At 67.6% G+C, this 24,824-nt stretch carries 14 protein-coding genes, 1 tRNA gene and 1 pseudogene; 11 read left to right on the top strand and 5 right to left on the bottom strand.

The window, feature by feature from the left end:
• Window positions 1–466 precede the first annotated feature (466 nt).
• The 5 genes from ASF34_RS07020 to ASF34_RS07000 all read left to right on the top strand — a co-directional run bounded on the left by ASF34_RS07020 (window position 467) and on the right by ASF34_RS07000 (window position 5,094).
• Entirely contained in the window at window positions 467–667 is a 201-nt protein-coding gene (locus tag ASF34_RS07020) for a hypothetical protein (RefSeq protein ID WP_056160080.1), read from the top strand.
• Complete coding sequence (locus tag ASF34_RS07015) at window positions 664–1,578, top strand: DNA/RNA non-specific endonuclease (protein WP_056160077.1); 915 nt, start codon at window positions 664–666, stop codon at window positions 1,576–1,578. Before ASF34_RS07020 ends, ASF34_RS07015 begins: the two co-directional genes overlap by 4 nt.
• 19 nt (window positions 1,579–1,597) lie before the next feature.
• Entirely contained in the window at window positions 1,598–1,882 is a 285-nt protein-coding gene (locus tag ASF34_RS07010) for a hypothetical protein (RefSeq protein WP_056160074.1), read from the top strand.
• 300 nt (window positions 1,883–2,182) lie between these two features.
• Window positions 2,183–3,835, top strand: coding sequence for an energy-dependent translational throttle protein EttA (gene ettA, locus ASF34_RS07005; RefSeq protein WP_056160096.1), 1,653 nt, complete (start codon window positions 2,183–2,185; stop codon window positions 3,833–3,835).
• A gap of 392 nt (window positions 3,836–4,227) precedes the next feature.
• Entirely contained in the window at window positions 4,228–5,094 is an 867-nt protein-coding gene (locus ASF34_RS07000; RefSeq protein ID WP_056160071.1) for an outer membrane protein, read from the top strand.
• Window positions 5,095–5,343: 249 nt separating this feature from the next.
• Here ASF34_RS07000 and ASF34_RS06995 read toward each other — a convergent pair whose 3' ends face one another.
• The 3 genes from ASF34_RS06995 to ASF34_RS06985 all read right to left on the bottom strand — a co-directional run bounded on the left by ASF34_RS06995 (window position 5,344) and on the right by ASF34_RS06985 (window position 8,389).
• Complete coding sequence (locus tag ASF34_RS06995; protein ID WP_056160068.1) at window positions 5,344–6,198, bottom strand: formyltransferase family protein; 855 nt, start codon at window positions 6,196–6,198, stop codon at window positions 5,344–5,346.
• Window positions 6,195–6,965 (bottom strand): SDR family NAD(P)-dependent oxidoreductase, encoded by a 771-nt coding sequence (locus ASF34_RS06990; protein WP_018044379.1) that lies wholly within the window; start codon window positions 6,963–6,965, stop codon window positions 6,195–6,197. The genes ASF34_RS06995 and ASF34_RS06990 overlap by 4 nt, the downstream gene beginning before the upstream one ends.
• A gap of 116 nt (window positions 6,966–7,081) precedes the next feature.
• A complete protein-coding gene (locus ASF34_RS06985; RefSeq protein ID WP_056160065.1) occupies window positions 7,082–8,389 on the bottom strand; it encodes a capsule biosynthesis protein in 1,308 nt (435 codons plus the stop codon).
• Between the two features lie 368 nt (window positions 8,390–8,757).
• On the opposite strand from ASF34_RS06985, the gene ASF34_RS06980 reads away from it, so the two are divergent.
• The 4 genes and pseudogenes from ASF34_RS06980 to ASF34_RS23230 all read left to right on the top strand — a co-directional run.
• On the top strand, window positions 8,758–10,182 hold the full coding sequence (locus tag ASF34_RS06980) for a capsular polysaccharide export protein, LipB/KpsS family (protein WP_244478924.1): 1,425 nt from the start codon (window positions 8,758–8,760) through the stop codon (window positions 10,180–10,182).
• Window positions 10,179–11,627: an LTA synthase family protein gene (locus ASF34_RS06975; RefSeq protein WP_056160060.1), complete on the top strand. Its 1,449-nt coding sequence runs from the start codon at window positions 10,179–10,181 to the stop codon at window positions 11,625–11,627. The genes ASF34_RS06980 and ASF34_RS06975 overlap by 4 nt, the downstream gene beginning before the upstream one ends.
• A 279-nt stretch (window positions 11,628–11,906) precedes the next feature.
• A pseudogene (locus ASF34_RS23375) lies at window positions 11,907–12,397 on the top strand (polysaccharide biosynthesis/export family protein); the annotation flags it as partial.
• 1 nt (window position 12,398) lies between these two features.
• Window positions 12,399–13,271: polysaccharide biosynthesis/export family protein (locus tag ASF34_RS23230; protein WP_210166712.1), on the top strand; the 873-nt coding region annotated here is incomplete at its 5' end.
• 169 nt (window positions 13,272–13,440) lie between these two features.
• Here ASF34_RS23230 and ASF34_RS06965 read toward each other — a convergent pair.
• Complete coding sequence (locus tag ASF34_RS06965) at window positions 13,441–14,814, bottom strand: aminotransferase class I/II-fold pyridoxal phosphate-dependent enzyme (protein WP_018044375.1); 1,374 nt, start codon at window positions 14,812–14,814, stop codon at window positions 13,441–13,443.
• 55 nt (window positions 14,815–14,869) lie between these two features.
• Window positions 14,870–22,276 carry a type I polyketide synthase gene (locus ASF34_RS06960; protein WP_156465655.1) on the bottom strand — a complete coding sequence of 2,469 codons (7,407 nt, stop codon included), beginning with the start codon at window positions 22,274–22,276 and terminating at the stop codon, window positions 14,870–14,872.
• A 746-nt stretch (window positions 22,277–23,022) separates the two neighbouring features.
• Between ASF34_RS06960 and ASF34_RS06955 the strand changes: the two genes are divergently transcribed.
• Window positions 23,023–23,097 (top strand) — tRNA-Val (locus ASF34_RS06955).
• Between the two features lie 302 nt (window positions 23,098–23,399).
• On the top strand, window positions 23,400–24,821 hold the full coding sequence (locus ASF34_RS06950; RefSeq protein WP_244478923.1) for a DUF1800 domain-containing protein: 1,422 nt from the start codon (window positions 23,400–23,402) through the stop codon (window positions 24,819–24,821).
• Window positions 24,822–24,824 lie beyond the last annotated feature (3 nt).

Below are 24,824 nucleotides of genomic sequence, written 5' to 3'. Positions count from 1 at the left end.
CACAGCGTCCGCCACCGCCTGAAGCTGGCTCTCGGGAAGCGCGCGAAGAGCAGACGTCTCGTCAAGCCCGTCGAGGATCGAGGTTTCTATCCGTGACAATGGCTCACTCACTTCTTTGAATCTGATATCGGATCGACAGGGCGCCCCACCTGCCGCTATCGGCTTCGGGCAGGGGCCGACGATCCTGGTGATGACAACGTTCCGCGCCGCGAGGTCGTCGCGCACTATAACGCCACTATCGGTCAATACCACGCCGACGTTGCAGAGCCGCTGACCGCTTCCCAAGCTTTTGAGCGTTCGAACGGCCACGGGAGTTAAGGATTTGCGGCCGATCGATCAATGTCGAAGAATGGCTTTTCCGCCATCGACGACTTCGCTGCGAGCCGAGATGAACTGCTTTCGCCGCCTGTCCGCACTACTGTCGATGGGGCTCCTGGCCTGTGTGACGCTTTGTCCTGAACCCTTAGTGGCCTCGCCGCTCTCGATCCCGGCGCCCGTCCTCGAATTGAGGCTGCCCTGCGACAGGCTCGACGGCTGCCGGAATCCCGGCTCGTCGCCGCAACCCGACCGCCGGGTCGAGCCGTTCGGCGGCACACTCGGCCGGCCCTGCGCCTATCGCTGGCGGCCGACGCCCTCGGGCACGCGCAAGGTGCGGATCTGCCATTGAGCATTCCGGTTCGGCGGAACGGGCGGCGCTCGGCTGCGGCATGCCTCCTCCTCGTCGGGCTGGCGTGGCCGGCGAGCGAGGGCGAGGCGGGGTTTGCCTGCGCCTCGATCTTCGCGAACGGACAGGAGCCGGTCCTCGTCAACCGTAAGCTCGCCCGCGAGACGACGAGCCTTTGCTACGAAGCCTTCGCGGTGCTGCATTCGGGCGTGTCGCGCACCCCCGTCTACGCTTCCGAACTCCTGACGCGGGCGAGCGTCGCCAAAGCGCGGACCGTCGACCGGACGGATTCCTTCCACGAGGAGGACCGCCTGCCGAATTCCGTCCGCGCCCGGCTCGACGATTACGTCCGGAGCGGGTTCGACCGAGGCCACATGGCGCCGGCCGGAGATATGCCGAGCGCGGCGGCGCAGGCCGAATCGTTCAGTCTCGCCAATGTCGTGCCCCAGGATCGTACCCTGAACAGGGGCCTGTGGGCGGCGATCGAGGAGAGCGTCCGCCGCCTCGCGGTCGCGCGGGGTCGCCTCTTCGTGGTCACCGGGACGATCTATGCGGGCAGCACCATCGATTCCCTCGACGGCCGCGTCCTCGTGCCGACATCCCTATTCAAGGCGGTCTACGATCCCGGGCGGAGGGAGGCGGCGGCCTATCTCGTGGCGAACCGGGCCGATGCGGAATGGCGGTCGGTCCCCCTCGGCGAACTGACCACCCTGTCGGGCATCGACGTCTTTCCCGGCCTCGTCGCGACGTCGATGGACCTGCCCGAGCCGCACACCTATTCCAGGGGCGACACGGCCGGCGAGCGTCCGAAAGGGCGCATGCGCGAGGAACCGGGATTTGGCGAATGGGCGCTCGCAGCGCTTCACCGCATCGCGCGGCGCCTCCTCCGCGAGGTGCTGAGGTCGATCTTCTGACGATGCGGGGAAGACGGACATGAAGAAGACTGCCGAGACGGAGGCGACTCCCTCGACCTTCACGCCCTTCGCGGACGACGCCACCGTGGAGACCATCGGGGGGCTCTCCGTGGAGAACGGGTCGGGGTCGATCGCCGTTCACGGCAGCCTCGACCTGCCGCGCGACAGGATGGGACTGGATCGCGCACGCAAGCTCAAGGCGGTCGCCGACGCGATCGTGGCCGTGCTCGAAGCCAGCGACCTGCCGGACGAGGCGCCGCGCGCCGCATCGAACTCGCGGACGGTCGAGAACCCGTTCGCGTGATCCGACGACGGGGCGGGCTCGGAAAGAGCGGCCGTCGCCCGCTCCCGCAGCATACCCGTTCTTGCCGCTGACCCGCCGCCCTGATACTTCCAGCCATCGTCCGACGCGGTGCGGTTTCGAGGACGGCTCGCCGCCGTTCGACGCCGCCGCACGCGGGACGGCCCGGGCAGGCCGGAGCAACGCGCGCCGCTTTTCATGGCGCGCGACCTCCGCGGCAAGGCCCACCCACGCCATTTCCGGCGGCCGATCCAGCGCCCCCGCGCCAAGCCGCCCCGCAACAGTCAAGGATACCGGACGCTCATGGCGCGCGAATTCATCTACCACATGAAGGGTCTCACCAAGACCTATACCGGCGGCAAGAAGATCTTAGACAACGTCAACCTGTCGTTCTATCCGGACGCCAAGATCGGCGTGCTCGGCATCAACGGCTCGGGCAAGTCGACCCTGCTCAAGATCATGGCCGGGATCGACACCGAGTGGACCGGCGAGGGCTTCGTCGCCCAGGGCGCCCGCGTCGGCTACCTCCCGCAGGAGCCGCAGCTCGATCCGAACAAGTCGGTGCGCGAGAACGTGATGGAGGGCGTCGCCGAGAAGCAGGCGCTGCTCGACCGCTACAACGAACTCGCGATGAACTATTCCGAGGAGACGGCGGACGAGATGACTGCCCTCCAGGACCAGATCGAAGCCAAGGACCTGTGGGAACTCGACTCGAAGGTCGATCAGGCCATGGAGGCGCTGGGCTGCCCCAGCGACGAGCAGCCCGTCGCCACCCTGTCGGGCGGCGAGCGCCGCCGCGTTGCGCTCTGCAAGCTGCTGCTCTGGGAGCCGGAACTGCTGCTCCTCGACGAGCCCACCAACCATCTCGACGCCGAGACGGTGAACTGGCTCGAAGGCCACCTGAAGCAATATCCCGGCGCGATCCTGATCGTGACCCACGATCGCTACTTCCTCGACAACGTCACTGGCTGGATCCTCGAGCTCGACCGCACCCGCGGCTACCCCTACGAGGGCAACTACTCGGCCTGGCTGATCCAGAAGCAGAAGCGCCTCGCCCAGGAAGGCCGCGAGGACATGGCCCGCCAGCGCGCCATCAACCGCGAGCAGGAATGGATCTCGGCCTCGCCCAAGGCGCGCCAGTCGAAGTCGAAGGCCCGCATCACCCGCTACGACGAGTTGGTGGCCAAGCAGAACGACAAGATCGACGCTTCGGCCCAGATCGTCATCCCCATCGACGAGCGGCTCGGCAACAACGTCATCGAGTTCGACCACCTCAACAAGGCGTTCGGCGACCGGCTGCTGATCGAGGACCTGTCGTTCAAGCTGCCGCCTGGCGGCATCGTCGGCGTCATCGGGCCGAACGGCGCCGGCAAGACCACGTTGTTCAAGATGATCACCGGCCAGGAGAAGCCCGACGGCGGCACCATCTCCGTCGGCGAGACCGTGCATCTCGGCTATGTCGACCAGTCGCGCGACGCCCTCGATCCAGGCGCAACGGTCTGGCAGGAGGTCTCGGGCGGCAACGACATCATCTATTTCAACAAGCGCGAGATCAATTCCCGCGCCTATTGCGCGGCCTTCGCCTTCAAGGGTTCCGACCAGCAGAAGAAGGTCGGCACGCTGTCGGGCGGTGAGCGTAACCGCGTGCACCTGGCCCGCACGCTCAAGGGCGGCGCCAACGTGCTGCTCCTCGACGAGCCCACCAACGACCTCGACATGGAGACCCTGCGGGCGCTCGAAGAGGCGCTGGAGGATTATGCCGGCTGCGCCGTGATCATCAGCCACGATCGCTGGTTCCTGAACCGCATCGCGACCCACATCCTCGCCTTCGAGGGCGAGAGCCACGTGGAATGGTTCGAGGGCAACTTCTCGGATTACGAGGAGGACAAGAAGCGCCGCCTCGGCGCCGATTCCCTGATGCCGAAGAAGATCAAGTACAAGAAGTTCTCGCGCTGACGACGCGGCCCGGTCCAAGACCGGGCCGTTTTCGTATGGCCGGCCCATGGCGGGGCGAGAGGCCGAGGCAACGATGCCGCACCGGATCGAGTGGGTAGCGGCATCGTTCTTGCCAGGCCATCCTCCAGAACTTCGCCCGGCCTTCGCATAGACCGGCACGATTTTGGCAGGAGGCCCAGCGTTAAGGCAAAGATGATCGAAACGTTACCGATCTCGATGTCTTCGGATTTTCGCTCCGCCGAACGAAATTTCTGAGGGGCGCCGCCACCGTATCGACGGAGATCGGCCGACGACGCTCGTTTCTACGTTAGGGTGTGGCTCGCGGGTCATAGGCGAGCCGTGGGGGAGGGGCTAATTTGACCTCAAGGTCAGCCCCCACGGACATCCTCATCATGATCGCGAAGCTTCTTCTCGCCGGCACCGCCTCCGTTCTTCTGGCCGGCGCCGCTTCGGCCGCGGATCTTCCGCGCCGCGCCGCCCCCCCGCCGGTCTTCTCGCCCGTCCCGGTCTTCACCTGGACCGGCTTCTACCTCGGCACCCATAGCTCCTACGCCTGGAGCGACAATCAGACGATCCGCACCACCGGCAACGAGTTCAACACGCGCGAGAACGTGCGCCTGGACCGTCGTCCCGGCACCTTCCGCTCCGAGCAGGACGGCATCGGCAATGTCGGTGGCGGCATCGGCTACAACTACCAGCTCACCCCCGGTTCGGGCTTCGTCCTCGGCGTCAATGCCGACGTGACCTGGACGGACATCAGCAAGAGCTACGCCTATTTCGGCCCCAGCAGCACTGTGGGAGGCCCCCTCAATCCCGCTAACCTGCGCCAGCGCCTCGACTATCTCGGCACCGTCCAGGGCCGAATCGGCTACGCTTTCGACACGGTCCTGGTCTACGGCACCGGCGGCTTCGCCTATGGCAACGTCAATTACGGCGCCAACTTCTTCAACGGCGCCGGCGCTCTGGCCTATGCCGGCCGCTACAACGACATGGAGACCGGTTACGCCTATGGCGGCGGCATCGAGTGGGCGATCCCCACCGACAGCTTCCTCAACCGGTTCAACTTCATCGGCAGCTTCATCGGCGCCAGCGCCATCACGCTGAAGGCCGAGTACCTGCATTACGATCTCGGCAGCCGCAACGTGCTGGTGAACAACACGGGCCTCGGCGCTCCCTCCACCGGTTCCTACACCTCGCGGTTCAGCACCGAGGGCAACCTGATCAAGGCCGGCTTCAACTACAAGTTCGGCGGCCTCTGAAGTCACCGCCCGCCGGAGCGCACCGCGCCCCCGGCAAGCCAATTCGACGGTCAACGACATGGCTCGATCCTCCGGATCGGGCCATGTTCGTTTGGAAACAAGGCAATGATGCCGCCGTGCCGGCCCGGGTGTAGCCCAATGGCGATGGCGGTCGTTCGAGACCGTTTCTCCAGCCGTTCGATAGGTCGCGCAGCCTATCGGCCGACCAGTCCAGCGAAGCCGCCCGCGCGATCTGTTTGCGACACGTACTCAGGCCTTCGCATTCACGCCCAGCGCAGCCCGCAAGTCGGCGCTGTCGATGAGCTTTCGCCCTTGGCTGGCCAGACGCGTGAGCAGGGCGCGGTCCGGGAAGTGGCAATAGGGCAGGGGCTCCGGCGTGATCCCCTCCTTCAGCGTTTCGGATGCGATCTCGTCCAGCACCCGGTCGAGGAGGATGCGCCCCCGCTCGTGCAGCAGGATCGCGGCACGGGTGGCGGTGGTGCCGGACGGCAGGTCCGATGCTTCCTGCGCGAGGATCGCCCCCGCGTCGATAGCGGGCGTCAGGCGATGGATCGTGACTCCGAAGGCGGGATTCTCTTCCGCCAGAGCGTGGATCGTCGGCACCGGCCCGCGATGGCGCGGCAGCAGGCCGGGATGGAGGTTGAGTCCCCCGAGCGGCGCCAGCGACAGGGTCGCGGCGGAAAAGATCTGGTCGAAATGAAACGCGACGATGAGATCCGGAGCATGGGCCTCGAAGGCCCGGGCCGCGTCCGGTCCGTTGACGTCGTCGATCCGCAGGGTCGGAATACCGAGCGTTCGGCACAACGCCTTGAGCGGCGTCGCCGTGGTCGCGTCTCCGGCCCCGGTCAAGCGCCTCAGCAGACCCGATGCCGGAGCCAGCAGATCGGGCAGGCCGAAATTCACCGCGAGATAAGGCAGGAAGGCCGGGCCGGAGCGGGCGATGTGTCGCCGGACCTGACCACTTAAGCCGCCGGAACTCGGACGCTCGGCATTCGACAGGCCGACAAAAGCGATATCCTCGGCGTGATCCCGCACGAACCGGCGTACGGCACGGGCATTCGGCAGGGCCTCCAGCACGAACAGGGCGATGCGCGGGCGGGTCATCGTTTGTTGCGTCCGACCTTGAACCGGAAGCCGCGCATGGAGCGGCGGCGCAGGCCCTCCGGCAGCAGGGCCGATCCGCGCGCCAGGGAGGCGAGGGGCTCGGGAAAGGCGATGATGTCGAGATCGCGCGCGAGGCCGCGCGCGATGCGGGCGGCCGCCTCCTCGGCGCTCATCTCCATCGGGCGCCAGCCCTCGTAATCCCCGCCCATGGTGGTCTTCACATAGCCGGGCGTCACCACGTTCATCTTGACGCCTCGGGGGGCGAGCTTGGCGCGCAAGGCCAGGCCATGCGCGAGCAGTGCCGCCTTGGTGCCGCTATAGGCCGGAGCGTCGGGCAGGGGCGCGAAGGCGGCGAGCGACGAGACCAGGGCGATCTGGCCGCTGCCACGCGCCAGCATCAGGGTGACGCAGGGCAGGGCGACGTTCAGGGCACCGTTGAGATTCACGTCCACGGTCTCGAACGCCATCGCCTCGGTCTCGATCTCTCCGCCGGGATGGCCGCCATTGATGCCGGCATTGACGATGACGAGATCGAGGGGCGCGGCCGCGTGGGTTTCGCGCAGCCATTCGGCCACGGCCGGCCTGTCGCGCACGTCGAGGGAACGGGTCGACACGGTTGCGCCGAGATCGCGGCACGCGGCGGCGACGGCATTCAGCCTATCGATGCCGCGCGCATTGAGAACGAGGTGTGTGCCGGGCGCGGCGTAATGCCGGGCAAGGGCCGCGCCGATACCGCTCGAGGCACCGGTGATGAGGATGACGGGCATGGGCCTGTTCTAGAGCATCATTCCGGCAAACGGGAACCCGCTCTGGGAGGAGATCATGCCGTACCGATAACGGGACGCAGCGGCCTACCCGCAATGAACCGAGGCGCGGCGATCGCTCAGTAGACGGGAGCGAGTTCCGGGGTTCTCGTCGAGCGTTCGCGGATCGCCTGTGCCGCCGCCAGGGCCGGGGCCGGAAGCCTGGATTCCAGCCGCAGGACGCTGCCGGCCACGGCCCGGTCGATGGACGGGCGGGAGAAGAAGCCGCCATTCACCTGGGTCCGGTGAAGGACGACACGGCGGAAATCCCCCATCAGCGTCATGTCCGGCGCTTCGGGCCTCGTCCAGAACGTGTCGAGGCCGCCCTGATGGGTCAGGCCGGGCAGGTTGTAGATCGCCTCGCCCGCGGCGACGGTCGGACGTCCGAGTTCGAGGGACAGCATCCCGACTGTGCTGTTCACGAGCACCACGCCCCGGCTGCCGGCGATGAGCTTGGGCAGGTCGCCGCCATCGATGAAATCGAGCCGCTCGTCCACACCGTGGCGCCGGGCGGAGTTACGGGCGTGCTTGCGCCAGTTCACCAGTCCACTGTCGAGCGGGTGGAGCTTGATCAGCAGTCTCGAGCTCTCGGACGCATGGGCGGCAAAGGATGCGATGACGCGATCCATGAACCCTTCGACCCCGAGGAAGGGCGAGTGGACACGGATCTGATAGTCGCTGTCGAGTTGCAGCGGCAGCAGGAAGTACTCCTCCTTGCGCGCCGCATAGATCTCGTTGAGCTCCCGTGCCTGGCGCCGCGTGCGGCTCCGGCCGGCGAACTTCTTGATCCAACCCACATATTCGGCCGCCACATGAATCGGCCGATGGCTACGGAAATGCGGGAAGAAGTAGGGAAACCCGATATTGGCGATGTTGTAGGCCACGTCCCAAAGGCTGCGGCGGGCCATGTCGCCGCTCGCCGGCATCGCGCGACCGGGCCGCGGCAGGCGGCGGGCGATGGCGCGGATCTCGTCCGCACAGCGGGGCAGCGAGGAATGGCCGTTGACGCCGCCGAGCTCACACGTGATCCAGTTCGGCCGCAGGTAACCTTCTTCGAACACATGGATGCGGATGCCGAAGGGCTCGGCTGCTTCGCGCGCGGCGACATGATAAGGACGGCAATCGCCGAACAGGACGATATCCGTCACGCCGTGCTGGACGATGTAGTCGGCGATGTAGGCGTCCCAGCCCTCGCGGGGGCCGCGGTAATTGTCCGAGCCGAGGCGCCAGAACAACCAGTCGCCCGAGGAGAAATTGATACGTCGCACCTGATGGCCGCGCTTGAGCAGCGCCTGGCCCAGATCGGCGAAGAACGGCGAGGCGATCCCCTGCAGAAACAGGAAGGTCGCCGGCCTCTCGCGCGTGATGTCTACGCGTGTCGGCAACATGCGGAAGTGCTTGCTCCTGCGCCCTAGGCGGGCGTGTCGAATGGGCACGTACGTCGCCCTCATCGCACGAATGGTGCAACGCGGCAATTGCGTAGCACGGCCCCGTCGATGGAATTCCTGGGGGCGTGATGTGTCGGCAACAAGGCGCCTTGTCGACCCCGTCGAACCCCGACACCGATGGCCCGTCGCGAGGCGAGATCGGATCGCCTGAGGGCGCGGATCGTCGTATGGGTGCCCCTCCCGAACCGGATCAGCGATTGCCGTTGCCCCATCTTTCGACGCCATCTGCCTCGGCCGCATCGATAGCGACAGGCTCGCTGCTCGCCGCGAGCCGGCCCGTCCGGGCCCTGCGGGCTGAGATCGAATCCGTGACGGGCCTCCGTTTCGGCCGGGGCTGGACGCCGGGAACGATCGGCGTGGTCTGGGGCCGGGGCGGCCTCACGGCGTCGAGCCTGCGGCTTGCCGGTCGCGCGATTCTCACCGTCGAACCGGGCCCCCTGCTCAGCCCCTACGATTCGCCGGCGGCGGGACTGTCGACCCTGCGTCTGACGCTCGACGGCGCGCCGTTCGGGGGAGAGGCCGGGATCCACGCATTCGACCCATGGACGCGGAGACCGATTTCGCTCGGGGAATGCCGGGACAAGGTGGCATGGCTGGAAGGCCGGTTCCGGGACAATTCCCGCCCCACCGTCCTCGTCGGCATCTCGCGCTGGAAGCGGCCGGCCCTCGATGTCTTCGTCGGCGGCCCGTCCGGCAAGCCCGTCCATGCCATGAACGCCGAGGATGCCGTGGCGAAGGCCAGGGCCGGAAATGCCCGCATCCTCGCCTGGGCGACGCGGATGCCTGAACGACTGCCGGCGCTCTGCGCGGAACAGGGCATTCCCCTCGCGCGGATCGAGGATGGGTTCCTGCGGTCCGTCGGCCTCGGGGCGAGCCTGCAGCCCGGCGCCTCCATCGTGGTGGACGACAGCGGCATCTATTACGATCCCCGCACCGAGAGCCGCCTCACGCGCATCCTCAAGACCGAGGATTTTCCGCCCGAACTCGTGGCCCGGGCGTCGGCCCTGCGCCGACTCGTGGTGGAACGGCGCCTGACGAAATACAATGTCGGCCTTTCCGGAGACGCATCGTGTTGGCCCGAGGACCGGCGCATCGTGCTGGTGCCGGGCCAGGTCGAGGACGATGCCTCGGTACGGCACGGCTCGCCGCATGTCCGCTCGAATCTCGAACTCCTGCGCGCGGCCCGCGCCCGCAATCCGACGGACTTCCTCCTCTACAAGCCGCATCCCGACGTGGAGGCCGGGTTCCGGCCGGGCGCGATCCCGGAGGCCGAAGTTCTGGCCCTGGCCGACAGGATCGTGGCCGGCCTCTCCATCGTCGATCTCCTCGACCGGGCGCACCATGTGGAGACGATGACCTCGCTCGCAGGGTTCGAGGCCCTGATCCGGGGCTTGAGCGTGGCGGTCCATGGCCGCCCCTTCTACGCCGGCTGGGGGCTGACCGAAGACCTCGCGCCCGGCGCCGACAAGGGCCGGCGGCTCGCCCTCGACGAACTCGTGGCAGGCGCGCTCCTCGTCTACCCGCTCTATCTCGACCCCGTGGCGATGAAGCCGTGCACGCCCGAACAGCTCCTCGACCGGCTGAGCGAGAGCCGCGAAGCGGCGGCGCCATCGAAGCTCGCCCTCAGCCGCCGGGCACAGATCGTCATGCGCCTGCGCTACGCCGTGCTGAACCCCATCGTCCGCCTGATCCGGGCACGGCGGGGGATCGGCAAAGGTGGCGACAAGGCATGACGATCCCCGCCGCTCTCGCCATGGCACTGATCGGCTCCCTCGCCATCGAGGCGTGGGACGGTGCGGGTCGTCGGCCCATCGGCCGTCGTCCCGCCGAACTGGCCCTGCGCCTTGCCGGCTATGCGCTGCTCACGGCTTTCTGGTTCTGCTTCTCGTGGCGCCCCTGGCTCGCGGCCTTCTCCTGCCTTCTCACCGTCGCGATCCTCGTCGTCGTCAGCCGGTTGAAACAGGCAGTGATCGGCGAGCCGCTGGTCTTCAGCGATTTCGCCCTGCTGCGGCAGGTGCCGCGCCATCCAGACCTCTACTATACGCGGCCGCTCACAGACCCGCGCATGGCCATCCCCCTCGGGGTAAGTCTCGTCGTCGTCGCCCTGTGGTACTGGATCGAGCCCACGGCGCTGCCCGAAGAGCCGAGAGTCGCCCTCGTCGCCCTCATCGGCTTGCCATGCCTCCTCGTCGGACTGGCCTCCGCGCTTGGCACCGGACGTCCGGCGCAGTGGCTCGCCGCCCGGTTTCCCCGGCCCGATCTCGACGCGGATTGCGCGCGCTACGGGCTGCCGGCCACGATCATCGCCTATGCCCTGCGTTGGAGACGCGAACCACCGCCGCCGGAGTCCACCGACGACGTCTCGCTCGGGCAATCCGGTGCGGCACCGGTGGTGGTGATAGTTCAGCTCGAATCCTTCATCGACCCGACCCGGCTCGGCGGACCGGACATTCCCTTGATGGAGACGATCCGGACCCGCGCCTCGCGCCACGGCCGGCTGACGGTCCCGGCGCACGGCGCCTACACGATGCGGACGGAACATGCGGTGCTCACCGGGAGAGAGCCCGACAGCCTCGGGTTCGGGCGCTACGATCCCTACCTCAGCAACGGCGGCGACGAGCCGGCGAGCATCGCCCGGCGGGCGTCGCGGGCGGGATACGCGACCGTCTTCGTGCATCCCTTCCACCGCGATTTCTTCCATCGTGCCGAGGTGATGCGGCGGTTCGGCTTCGCGCGCCTCGTGATGGAGGAGGATTTTGCCGGTGCCCCGCGCATCGGGCCGTATATCGGCGACGAGGCCCTGGCGGCGCGCATCCTCGCGGAGGTCGAGGCAGCGACGACACCCGTCTTCGTCTTCGCCGTGACCATGGAGAACCATGGGCCCTGGAAGCCCGGCCGGCTCAACGGCATCGACGATCCGCTGGCGCAGTATCTCCACCACGTCGCCCATACCGGCCGGGCCATGGAGACCCTGATCGCCGGCCTCGAGGGGCGCGATGCGATCCTCTGCGTCTATGGCGATCACGCCCCGTCCCTGCCCACCTGCCGGCCGGGCTTCGGCGACACGACCACGGACTATGCCGTTTTCGGGTTCGGGACCTTCCGTGACGGTCCACAGCGGGTCGATTCCACCGCCCCCGAGCTCGGCCGTTTCCTCCGGTCCCTCATCAAGGGGTGATCGGCAGAGCGACCGGGATCGGCTATCGCCTCACCATCGTGCTGACACGAACGTGACCGAGGCGGACCCGCGCATCGTTCCGACAATGGGATAGTGGAACGATCGTTAAACGATCGAAGAGATTTGGCGCTATCAAGAGTGGACCGTTCGTGACGACCGGCCTCGCACCGGCCGGCACGGCTGGCGACCGAGACCGGCGCTGACGGACGGTTCGTATCCGCCGACCGACACGTGATCCGACAAGACACTCGTCGTGGGGGCGGGTCTGAGGAGAGTTCGATGTTACCCAAAGCCACGCTGGCCATCGCCATCGCCGTCACGGTGTCGGGCTGCAACGCCTTCCTGCCCGCCGCCGGTCCGTCGACCTCGGCCGTGGTGGAAGGAAGCGATCAGGCGACGAGCGAGGGGACCTTCGCCCGCTACGAGTTCATCGAGGTGAACTCCGCCGTGGTGGAGGCCTTGCGCGGACGCCCCCTCGACAGCCTGCTGTCCTCGTTCGGTGACGGACGCATGCCCTCGGAACCGGTGATCGGGATCGGTGACGCTGTCGCCGTTTCGGTGTTCGAAGCTGGCTCGGGGGGCCTCTATTCCGGTCCGCTCACGGTCAACTCGATGTCCGCGGGCTCGAAGGCGGCGCAGCTGCCCGAGCAGATCGTCTCGCGGGACGGGGCCATCTCGGTGCCCTATGCCGGCCGGATCAAAGTCGCGGGGCGCCGTGCCCAGGACGTCCAGGCGCTGATCGAGACCGAGCTCGCCGGCAAGGCGATCCANCCGGGAATGCGAATGACCCCCGAGCCGTGCCTGGGACAAGGCTTTGCCGCCTGCTGCGGCTCCGGCTTCATCGGCTCAAGCGCAATCGCGAGAGCCATCTCGGTGCCCTATGCCGGCCGGATCAAAGTCGCGGGGCGCCGTGCCCAGGACGTCCAGGCGCTGATCGAGACCGAGCTCGCCGGCAAGGCGATCCAGCCKCAGGTSATCGTCACCGTGASCCGGCCKGTCTCGCAATCCGTCACCGTCGGGGGTGAGGCGGTGGGCGGCGCCCGCGTCCCGCTCGGCACCCAGGGCGATCGCATCCTCGATGTCATCGCCACGGCCGGCGGCGTGAAAGCCCCGGTCAGCGAGACCTTCGTGCGCCTGTCGCGCAACGGCAGGACGGCAACGGTGCCGCTGACCACCGTGGTGTCGAACCCCAAAGAGAACATCTACCTGCGCCCCAACGACAACCTCACCCTGGTGCGCGATCCCCAGACCTTCCTGGCCATCGGAGCACTGGGCACCTCCAACGAGATTCCGTTCCAGGCCGAGGGCATCACCCTGGCGCAGGCGCTGGCCAAGGCGCGCGGCCAGAGCGACGCCGATGCCGACCCCACCGGAACCTTCCTGTTCCGCTTCGAGCCCGCCCCGGTGGTGCGCCGCCTGAAGCCCGGAAGCCCGCTCCTCGGCACGCCGCTCGTGCCGGTGGTCTATCGCTTCGACATGCGCGACCCCAACAGCCTGTTCCTCACCCAGGCCTTCCGCATGCGCAACCGCGACATGATCTACGTCTCGAACGCGCCGTTCACCGAGGTCAAGAAGGTCCTCTCGGTCTTCGCCGCGGCGTCCCAGCCGATCACCACCGGCGTCCGCGTGGGCGGCGCTTTCTGAAGGGTGAGCCCCGTAGGGGCAGGACGGCGGATCGCTCGACCGATACGCGCGGCCCTCGCGATACGGGGGCTTCTGCGCCGCGCCATCCGGCCGATGGTGCCGGCCTCAGGATCTCACTCATTGCGGGCGATGCCGCGCCGTCTGCCCGGCGGAGCCGGGCAGGATGCTCTCAGGGCTTGCCGCGCTTGGCCATGAGCTGCTCGATCAGCGAGCCGCCCTTCTCGATCTCGGCGAGTTCCTCGGCCACGGCCGCCACGGTCTCGCGAATCTGCTCGGGCGTATGCTCGGAGGTGATGAAGAAGCGCAGGCGCGACGAGCGCTCGGGCACCGCCGGGTGGATGATCGGCTGCACGTTGATGCCGCGCTTGTACAGGCGGTCCGACAGGGTCACCGATTTCAGCGAATCCCCGACGATGACGGGAATGACGGCGAGGCCGAGGCTCGTGCCGGTATCGAGCCCGTGCTTCCTGGCGCAGGACAGGAACAGGTGGCCGTTCTGGCGCAGGCGCTCGACCCGGTGCGGCTCCGCATGCATCAGGGCGAGTGAGGCTTCGGCGGCGGCGGCCAGCGGCGGAGACAAGCCGACGCTGTAGATGAAGCCGCCAGCGGTGCATTTGAGATACTCGATCAGCGCGGCCGGCCCGGCGATGTAGCCGCCGCAGGAGGACAGGGTCTTCGACAGCGTGCCCATCCAGATGTCGACGAGGCGCGGATCGACGTCGCAATGCTCGGCGAGGCCGATCCCGCTCCGGCCGAGGACGCCGAGTCCATGGGCGTCGTCCACCATCAACCAGGCGTCGTAGCGCTGCTTCAGGGCGATGAGGCCGGCGAGATCCGGCGCATCGCCGTCCATGCTGTAGAGACCCTCCACCACGATCAGCGCACGGCGGTGCTCGTGGCGGGTGGCACCGAGCAGGGTCTCCAGGGCGTCGAGATCGTTATGGGCGAAGGAGCGGCGCTGGGCGCCCGAGAGTTGCGCCCCGGTGACGATGCTGTTGTGGCTCAAGGCGTCGTGGAAGATCACGTCGCCGGGTTCGAGCAGGGCGCCGATGGTCGTGACGTTGGTGGCGTGCCCGCTCACCATCACCACGCAGGCTTCCGTCTCGTAATGCTCGGCCAGCGCCTGTTCGAGGCTGAGATGTCCGGGCCGCTCGCCCGCGACGATCCGGCTCGCCGAGGCCGACGTGCCGTACTCGTCGATGGCGCGGCGCGCCGCCTCGCTCACATCCGGGTGCCCGTTGAGCCCGAGGTAATCGTAGGACGAGAAATTGATGAAGCCCTTGCCGGCGATGCGCGTGGTGGCGCCGGCCTTGGTCTCGTGGACCCGGAAGAACGGATTGCCGAGGCCGATCAGGTCGGCGGCCGAACGCTGAAGCCGCAATTCCCGGTAGCCGGGCAGGGACTCGAACTTCTGCACCGAGGCGTCCGTCGTCTTCGCCTCCGGGCGCGGGGCGGCCTGACGGCTGGCGTTGCGGCCAAGGCGATTGGTGACGAAGCCCGCGAGTGCCGCGCGGCCACCGTCGGGACGGGGTGGGTTGGACATACGGATAGGGTCTTCCGGTTGCGGATCACGAGGGCTGGCTCGGGCCAGCCCTCCTTTACGGCAGGATTTCTTTGATCTGGAGGCTGTTCTGCTCGACGAGCTCGTGGAACGGCTCGAGGGTGCGCACGTCGACGCCCTCGCTGGCATGGCGCTGGGCCAGGCTCATCACCGCCGCCGACGCGTCGTCCACGGGGGCGGCCACGGACTGGATCAGGGTCTCCGCCAATTCGACCACGGTCAATCCCGAGGAGATGCCCGAAGGCGGCGCGTCGAGGGCGAAGCGCTCCTGCAGGCTGGCGCCCAGTTCCACGCCCATCAGCGAATCGAGGCCGATCTCGGAGAGATGGCGCACGCGGCTGATATCGTCCTTGGGCAGGCGCAGGATGCGGGCGATGTCCTCGACGATGGCGTCGGAGACGGTCTTGCGCACGGCATCGAGGTCCTGGCTCTTGAGCAGGCCGCCGATATCGATGGTGGCCACCGTGCCGGCTTCCGCCTGCTGGTCCGAGCCGAGATCGCCGTAGCTCGGGGAGCGCATGGTGGCGAGACGCTCGCGCGCCTTACCCCAGTGCATCGAGGCGATGGCGAGAACGGCATCGTCGGGTGACGAGCCTTGCCCCTCCAGGGCCTCGGCCATGAGGTCGAGGGAGCGGCGGGCGTCCATCGGCGTCACGCCGACACGGCCCGCCAGGGTCTCCATCACCGCGCGGTTGCGGGCGAGCACGCCGACATCGCCGATGGCGCCCCAGGCGACCGCGAGGGCGGGCAGTCCCAGCGCGCGGCGACGACGGGCGAGGCCCTCCATGAAACCGTTGGCAGCGACATAGGCGCCCTGGCCCGGATTGCCGATGAAGGTCGTGGCCGACGAGAACAGGACGAAATAATCGAGCGACCGGCCCCGCGTCGCGGCGTCGAGATGCTCGGCCCCGACGACTTTCGGGCGGATCACCGCGTCGAGGGAAGCGGCGTCGAGATTGGCGATGAGGCCGTCCTGCAGCACCATCGCCCCGTGGATCACGCCGGCGAGCTTGCGGCCGCCGCTTTCGACCTCCTCGACGAGGTCGTCCACCGCCCGGCGGCTGGTGATGTCGCAGGCCATCGCGGCGACGCTGACGCCGCGGACCGCGAGATCGGCCACCACCTGCTTGGCTTCCGGACTCGATGCGCCCTTTCGCCCGACGAGCACGAGGTGACGGGCTCCCCGGTCGGCGAGCCACCGGGCCGCCTCGATGCCGAAGCCGCCGAGCCCGCCGGTGATGACGTGCACGCCCTCCGCCGAGACCCGGAAATCGGACTTGCGCTCGACCACGATGCTGCCCGGCTTCGGCGGGGCGATGACGATCTTCCCCACATGCCCGGATTGCTGCATCAGCCGGAACGCGTCCGAGACCTCGTCGGCGGTGAAGGGCTGGAACGGCAGGGGCTTGAGACCGCCTTCCGTGAACAGGGCCATCACTTCGCGGAACAGACGCGCCCCGTCCTCACCCTGGTGCTGGAGCACCTGATCGAGGTCGACGCCGAAATACGACAGGTTCCGGCGGAACGGCCGCAGGCCGATATGGGTGTTGGCGACGTAGTCGCGCTTACCCAGTTCGATGAAGCGGCCGAACGGCTTCAGGCAGTTCAGGCTGCGTTCCATCGCCTCGCCGAACAGGCTGTTCAGCACCACGCCGACGCCATCGCCGGTGATGCGGCGAACCTCGTCGACGAAGGCCAGCGAGCGCGAATCGAGGACGTGCTCGGCCCCCAGCGCCTTCACGAGCGCCCGCTTTTCGCGCGAGCCGGCGGTAGCGATGACGCGCGCGCCCTTCAGCTTGGCGATCTGCAGGGCGGCAAGACCGACGCCTCCGGCGCCGCCATGGACCAGCACCCACTCGCCGCGCCGCAGGCGGGCGCAGCTGACGAGGCTGTAATAGGCCGTGAGGAAGGCGACCGGCACGGTCGCCGCCGCCTGCGGGTCGAGGCCGGGAGGGCTCGGCGCCACGACGAGTTCGGGCACGACGATGTGAGTCGAGAAGCCCGACTGGGCGAAAGCGACGACGCGATCGCCGACCTTGAACGCCGCGGCGCCCTTGCCTACCGAAACCACACGGCCGGCGACTTCGAGACCCAAGCGCGGTCCGGCGAAGCCGTCCTCGAGGATCTCCTCGGGAAGCATCGACAATGCCCAGAGCACGTCGCGGAAATTGAGGCCGGTGGCCTCTACGGCGATCTCGACCTCGCCGCGTCCGGGAGTGCGCCGCTCGGCTGGCCCCCAACGCATGTCGTTGAGACCTCCCGTGGCGCTGCGCTCCAGCTGCGCGGCCGGCGCGGGCACCGCATCGACGGCAGGGCGGCGCGAGAGCTGCCCCGGCGAGAACCGGATCACGCGGGTGGCATCGACGTCGAGGACGATCTCCGTCTCGGGAGTGCCCGACAGGATCACGTCGCGCAGGCGCTCGGAGGCGATCTTGGTCGGCATCGCCTCGGTGAGGTCGATGCGGCGGATGTCGAGATTCGCCACCTCGTTGGCGAGGGTGCGGGTGAAGGCCCAGAGACCGGCTTCTACCGCGCCCGCCCCGTCATGGCGCGTCGCGCCGGGACAGACGACCCAGAGACGGGTCTGCCGCGTCCCGAGATGCTCGACACAGCGCTTGAGGCCGAGGCAGCGCTCGCGCAGCCGGTCTGCTGCCTCACCGCCGGAACCGAAGGCCCCGGCGAGGAACACCACCGTGTCGGGGGTCTCCCGTTCGAGTTCGAGCAGGGACTGCTCGGAATCGAGGATGATCGAGACGTGGACGCCGGCGGCGACGAGGAGCGTCGCCAGCGAGGAAGCGGTTTCGGCGGCGAAAGAATCCCGCGATCCGATGATGAAGGTGAAGGTCTGGCCGGTGGCGGCCTTGGCCCGCACCGGCGCCTCGGCGAGGAAGAGGAGATCGTCGCCATTGGCCGAGGCGGCCCGGTCGACGGCGATGCGCACGAGGCCGGTATCGCTGAGCGAACGCTGCCAGCCGGTGATGTCGTCGAGGCGACCCAGCGGCATGCCGTCCACGCTCTCGAACCAATCCGGCATCAGGCCGAAGACGAGGTCGCGGAACAGCGACGCACCCGGTTCCACCGCCAGGAGGAACCCGCCGGTGGCGAGGGCGTCGGCGACCTTGCCGAGGAGACCGCGCTCGGATCGGTGCAAGACGTTGCTCGCCAGGATCGCGTCGAAGCCGCCCTCAGTCAGGTCGGTTTCGTCCTCGATCACGGTGACGCCGCGGGGCAGGGCGAGGCGGGCGCGCTCGGCGAGGCGCCGATCGGTCTCGAACACGGTGAGCTGGGCGGCGATGTCGTCGGCGATGGCGGCGGCCTGCGCTGAGAGCGGCCCGAACCCGACCTGGAGAAGGCGCAGCGAGCGGTCCTTCGGCAGGTCCGCTCGTGCTCCCTCGCAGATCGCCGCGATGACGTCGGACGATGCGCGGGCGGTGGCGCTGCGCAGGACGAAGGCGTCGAGGGCGTTCTGCGACAGGGTCGGCGGACTGGCGAGTTCACCGGCCACGAGGCGGGCGACCACGGCGCCGAGATCCGCGGTGAGCACCAGCTCGGCGGAGAGTTCGGGATGGTCGGCCGCGATCCAGCGCATGATTTCGTCGGGCGCGGGCAGGGTGACATCCTTGCGCAGGGTCCAGCGCGTTCCGTCGAGGGTGGCGAGCCCGCTGCTCTCGAGGGCGTAGAGGGCGTTCAGCAGCCAGGGCCGCATCGCCTCCGGCACACGCTCGTCGATGGCAACGGTGCCCGAGCGCTGCAGCCCCTCGGCCATGCGGTAGGCCAGCGAGGTGGCCCAGCCTTCGAGGAGGAGATGGCCCGGCGAGAGGGCCGCATCCGCCGGGGCGAGGGCCGCCTTGATGCCGGGCCGGACGGCATCGGCGATGCGGGCACGCCGGTCGAGGGGGATCGCGGTGGGTTCGGTGGCGAGTTCGGACCGCTGGGCGATGGCATAGGCGGCGAGATCCTGACCGGACTTGGTGCGCAGGGCCTGGAAGCGGCCTTCGCGCAGGGTGGCGATCACCTCGCCCGCCTCGTCCACCAGGGTGAAGTCGGCCAGGATGCTGCGCTCGTTGCAGCGCCGGGTGCGGATCATCGCCCGCGCGATGACCGCGCCCGGCCGGATCAGCCTGATTTCGCCGAAGCGCACCGGAACGTAGGCCTTGGTCGAGCCCTCGCCCATCAGGTCGGCGAAGAGGAGGATCAGGCCGTGGAAACAGGCGTCCAGCCGCGCCGGCACGAGGCCGAACCGGAGATCGGCCTCTGCCGGCTTCAATTGGGAGACGATGGTCGTCTCGTCCACGCGTGCGCTGAGGGCGACCTGTCGGAAGCTCGGCCCGAAATCGAGGCCGGAGGCGGCGGCGAGGCGATAGAGCCCGGCGCCCTCGACGGCGTTCTCGGCCGGGATGTCGATGTCCTGCCGCGGCCGGGCGGCGAAGGTGCCGTCCACGACCTTGGCGGAGGCGTGCAGCTGCCAGCCTGCCTGGGTCAGGCGCGGCCGGCTCAGGATCTGGATCTGATTACCGCTGCCGGAGAGCCGAACGGCGACCTCGCGAAGTGCCTCCTCGGCGAAGACCATCGGCGACAGGATCTCGAACTCGGCCAGCACGACGTCGTCGCTGCGCATGGCTTCGCGGGCGACGCCCAGCGCCATCTCGATGAAGGCCGCACCCGGCAGGATCGCCTGGCCGTCGATGCGGTGATCGTCGAGATCGGGCACCGTGGCGATGTCCACATGGCCGAGCCATTCGAGCCCGTCCGGCGACAACCGGGAACCGTAGAGCGGGTGATAGACACGGGCGGTCGCCGCACCGACGCCTTCCGATGTCTCGGACAGGCGGAAGGGCCGGCGCTGCCACGGATACGACGGCAGGGCGACGTCGCCCTTCGGGTTCTCGCCGAAGACCACCGCCTCGTCGACGGCGGCACCGTGGACGAGGGCCGAGGCCAGGGCGCGGGCGAAGGGGTCGCTGCCGACGGGCTTGTTGGTGAGAACGCCCACCGTGGCGTTCTCGATACCGAGGGGCTCGATGCAGTCGCCGATATGCGGCAGCAGGGTCGCACGCGGACCGACCTCGACGAAGATCCGGGCACCCTTGCGGGTCGCCTCCTGGACCGCATCGGAGAAGCGCACCGGCTCGCGGATGTTGCGCCACCAATAGCCGGCGTCGAACTCCCCCCCGGGGAGCACCGTGCCGGTCACGGTGGACACCATGGCGATAGCGCCGGGATGAGGCGTGAGCCCGGCGAGATCGCGCAGCAGCGGCTTCTCGGTCGGGTTCATCAGCCGGCCGTGGAAGGGATAGGCGAGGTCGAGCTTGCGGCCACGGCGGCGCTTGCGCGCCAGCGCCTTCATGGCCGCGTCGATATCGGCGACGGGGCCCGCCACGGTGACGGCCTTCGGGCTGTTGTAGGCCGCGATGTCGAGGCTCGGATAATCCTTGAGGAAGATCTCGATCTCCTCGACGGGCGCCAGCAGCACCGCCATGGTGCCCAGACCCCGCGTCGTCTCCTGATGCTGGCTGCGGTAGAAGATGACCTTCACCGCCTGTTCCAGGCTCAGGATGCCGGCTCCCTCGGCGGCCGCGATCTCGCCGACGCTGTGGCCGAGGACGAAGGAGGGGACGAGGCCGGCGGCCTTCAGGGCCGTGGTCGAGGCGCTGGAGATCGCGAAGATCAGGGGCTGCGACACCCGGGTGAGGACCATGCGCTCGGCGAGGTCCTCGGCGAACAGGGCTTCCTTCAGCGACCAGCCCGAGATCTCGGCGAACAGGACGTCGATCCGGTCGAAGGCGGATTGGAAGGTGGCGCTGCGCTCATACGCCTCGCGGCCCATCCCGACCCATTGGCTGCCGTTGCCGGAATAGACGAAGGCGACCTCCGCATTGCGGTCCACGGCAGTGCCGACGCGGGCAATGTCGGTCTCCTCGGCATCGGCGACCGCGCGCAAGGTGGCGGGCAGGTCGGCGTCGAGGGGCATGGCGAGGCGGGTGGACAGGCGCTCGCGCCGATGGGCGGCGGCGGCGGCGATGCGCACGGTCTGGGCGCCATCGGCCTGCTCGAACCGCTCGGCGTAGTCGAGGGCGAGTTCGTTGAGGGCCGCACGGCTCTGGGCCGAAAGAAGCAGCAATTCGGGCGGGCGCCCGGCATCGCTCGCGGCGGTGGCCGGCGCCCCGTCGGTGAGGACGATATGGGCGTTGGTGCCGCCGAAGCCGAACGAGTTGACGCCGGCGAAACGCTCGCCGCGGCCACGCGGGATCGCCAACGGCGCGGTGACCACCGAGAGATTGAGCTTGTTGAAGGGGATGTCGGGATTGAGTTCGGCCGCGTGAAGCGAGGGCGGCAGCAGATCGTGCTCCAGGGCGAGACTCGCCTTGAGCAGGCCGGCGAGCCCCGAGACCGGCTCGGTATGGCCGATGTTGCTCTTGATCGAGCCGATCGGCAGCGGCTCCTTGCGGGGCCGGCCGATCTTCCCGCCGATGGCGCCGGCCTCGATCGGATCGCCCACCGCCGTGCCGGTGCCGTGCGCCTCCACGAAGGCAACCGCGTCGAAATCGATCTCCGCCTCGCGGTAGACCTGTTCGAGCAGGGCACCCTGTGCGTAGCCGGAGGGCAGGGAGATGCCGGTGGTCCGGCCGTCGGAATTCACGCCGCTCGCCGCGATGACGCCGCGCACGGTATCGCCGTCGCGGGCCGCCTGACGCGCCGATTTCAGCACGAGAACGACGCCGCCCTCGGACCGGACATAGCCGTCGGCATTGGCCGAGAAGGCCTGGCAGAGCCCGGTGCGCGACAGCATCTGCGCGTTGGAGAAACAGATGAAGTTGAACGGGCTCGCGAGCAGGTTCACACCCGCCACGACCGCCGTGTCGATCCGGCCGCTAGCGATCGCCGCGACGGCGGCATCGAGCGCCACGAGGGAGGAGGAACAGGCCGTATCGACGGTAAAGCTCGGCCCCTTCAGGTCGTAGATATAGGAGATCCGGTTGGACAGGATCGAGAGCGTGTTGCCGGTCGCCGCATAGGCATCGCCCGATGACGTATCGAGGACGCGCAGGTTGCCGTAATCGAGGGACGAGGCGCCCACGAACACGCCGATCTGCGACCCCGCCACGGCGGAGGGACGCAAACCCGCATCCTCCAGGGCCTCCCAGGTCAGTTCGAGCAGGAGCCGTTGCTGCGGGTCCATCTGCTCGGCCTCGCGCGGCGAGATGCCGAACACGCCGGGGTCGAACGACCAGATGTCGTCGAGAACGCCCGCCGACCACGTGTAGCTCTTGCCGCGCTCCTGAGCGCGCGGATGACCGAACCGCTCCAGCGACCAGCGATCCTCAGGGATGCGGCCAACGGCGCATCGTCCTTCGCTCAGGAGCTGCCAGAGGCCGTCGACGCTGGCAGCGCCGGGCAACCGGCACGAACGGCCGACGATCGCTATGTCTGTACGTTTGATCACGTTCGATTCGCACACGCTCTTGATCGAGGAAACCACCGTCTCGCACTCGCAACGGACCGGCGACCCTGTGATGCATAATATGCAGCCGGAACCGTGTCCAACCCATGGCAGCTTTGCTGCAGCACGGAGGCCAGGCAGACATCAAGATACGGGCAGTCTCGAGGGTTGATATAAATCACACACCCTGCATCACATACGTTAGCGATAGAACATTCCAATCATCGATCCCGCCAGAAGCATACGGACCAGATCGATCATCTGCAAAATAGCCGCGACATTACATCGATTGAAACAATCACATCATAGAACTGGGATGGATCGATCAAGATGAAAAATTCATGACACCACCGCGCTTACCTCAAGCAGAATCTTTCTTTTAACATGTATTTCAAGAAACATAACTTATTATGAATTTCACCTATTACAGGTATAAATTTGAATTTATGAATAAAATTGTCCGATATGATCGTTTAATTTTCTGCCGAAATCATAACCCATCAAGTATCTAACCGATCTTGAGCCGGCCGTGAAAATCAACCACGTGCCGAGCCTGCCGTCTACTCCACCCCTTGTCGCCGCAGCGCAACATGACAGCCGCGTCCCAGGCCTCGTGGGAGGAGGCGGCGCCATCGGAGAAAGCGGGCTTGCGCGACCGGAACAGGCTCTTTCCGGACGAAAGGCCCTTGACGCCCGTTCCGACCCAAAGCTATACGCCGCTCCTCGCTGCAGCGGAAACGCTTCAGCCGGGGCGCGTAGCTCAGCGGGAGAGCACTACCTTGACATGGTAGGGGTCACAGGTTCGATCCCTGTCGCGCCCACCATTCCTCTTTCAGTGGAATGGTCGAGAGAACAAAGGCCCCCGAAACGGGGCCTTTTCTCGTTCGTGCCTGGTCCCGGACCGGTTTTCACGCACTCGGCACAACCTGCACGGAATCCTGTCGACGAGTCTGGTCCGATGCAGTCGTGGTTCGATCGGCCGATGCCCGCCACTGTCACGCTTGCGTGAGCCGAAGGCCCGGTCACAGAACCGCCTCAGACAGATCGTGTAAGACGAGCGCGTTCATTCGGTGCCGGGCATCTCGGCCAGCGGTCCCGGATGCCGGAGATGATGATGAGCCGAAACTTGGCATTCTCGAATGCGGTCGGACGGTTCGGTCTCGGATGCGGCGCCATCGATCTATCCGCCGTGGACGATCCGCGCGGCTACGTCCGTGCCCAGCTCGACATGCCGCTGACGGTCCCCGAAGCCAAGCTGATGTCCAGCAGCGACCAGTTGCAGGCGATGATGCAACGCCGTCAGATCGCGCGGCAACGTCGCGAGGCGATGGCGGATACGGGGTCCGGCAATGTCAAGGTGAAACAGGACGGCGCCATGGCCATGGCGCTCGGTACCGAGCCGTCGATGGCTGGCGGCATGATGGAGCCCGAAACCGCAGTCACGCAGGCTCCGATCACGAAAAATCCCGATGAGCTGATCGCTTGGCTGAGACTGGCGGCTGCGACGAAGGCGCCCCTGCACGAGCGGCTGTTCCTGCACTGGAGCAACCACTTCACCGTCGGCGCGGGTAAGGGGAAATCCAGCCTAACGGCAGGCTCGTTCCAGCGTGAAGCCATTCGGCCATTCATTCTCGGTCGCTTTCACGACATGGCCAAGGCGGCGATCCTCCACGCCTCCATGCTCTATTATCTGGACAACGCATCGTCCATCGGACCCGATTCCAAGGTCGGTCGTATCAAGAAATCCGGCCTCAACGAGAATCTCGGGCGCGAAGTGCTCGAACTTCACACCCTCGGCGTCGACGGTGGCTACAGCCAGGCCGACGTAACCGCCCTGGCCTCCGTCCTCACCGGCTGGACCGTGGATCTCAAGCCGCAATCCGAGACTCTCGGCAAGGTGGTGTTTCAAGAGCGCCAGCATCAGCCAGGGCCGAAGACCATCCTGGGCAAGCGCTACGCCGAGGCGGGAGCCGATGAATTCCTCGCCGTCCTGACCGACCTCGCCCGTCACCCATCCACGGCGCGCTACGTGACGCGGCGGATGGCACGCGCCTTCGTCTCGGAAAAAGTGTCGGACTCGCTGCAAAACAGCCTCGCCAAAGTCTTCAGGGACAGCGACGGCGATCTGAAGGCCGTGACCACCGCCCTGATCCGGAGCGACGAGGCCTGGGCCGCTGCCCCCGTGAAGCTGCGCCCGCCGCTCGAGTTCCTGGCCGCGACCGGCCGCCTCCTCGGGCAAGCGCCGGTCAGACCGTCTCCGAAGGCCTCGCTCCTCGCCATGGGCCAGCCGTTCCTGGCGGCCCCGTCCCCGAAGGGTTGGGCCGAGGAGGACGATGCCTGGGTGACCTCGGACGGTATCAAGAGCCGGATCGACTGGGCGCAGCAATGCGCGACGCTCAACGCGGATCACGTGGACATCCGCAAGCTCGTGGACGACCGGATCGGCAGCTATTTCTCGGACGAGACACGGCGCGTGATCAGGCAGGGGGAAAGCTCCGAACAGGCCTTGGCCCTGCTGATGCTGAGCCCGGAATTCCAGCGGCGCTGAGCG

The organism is Methylobacterium sp. Leaf106 (genome assembly GCF_001422895.1).
GTDB lineage: Bacteria > Pseudomonadota > Alphaproteobacteria > Rhizobiales > Beijerinckiaceae > Methylobacterium > Methylobacterium bullatum.
The sequence above is the reverse complement of the archived record's forward strand: the minus strand, read 5'-3'. Positions and strand labels throughout refer to the sequence as shown.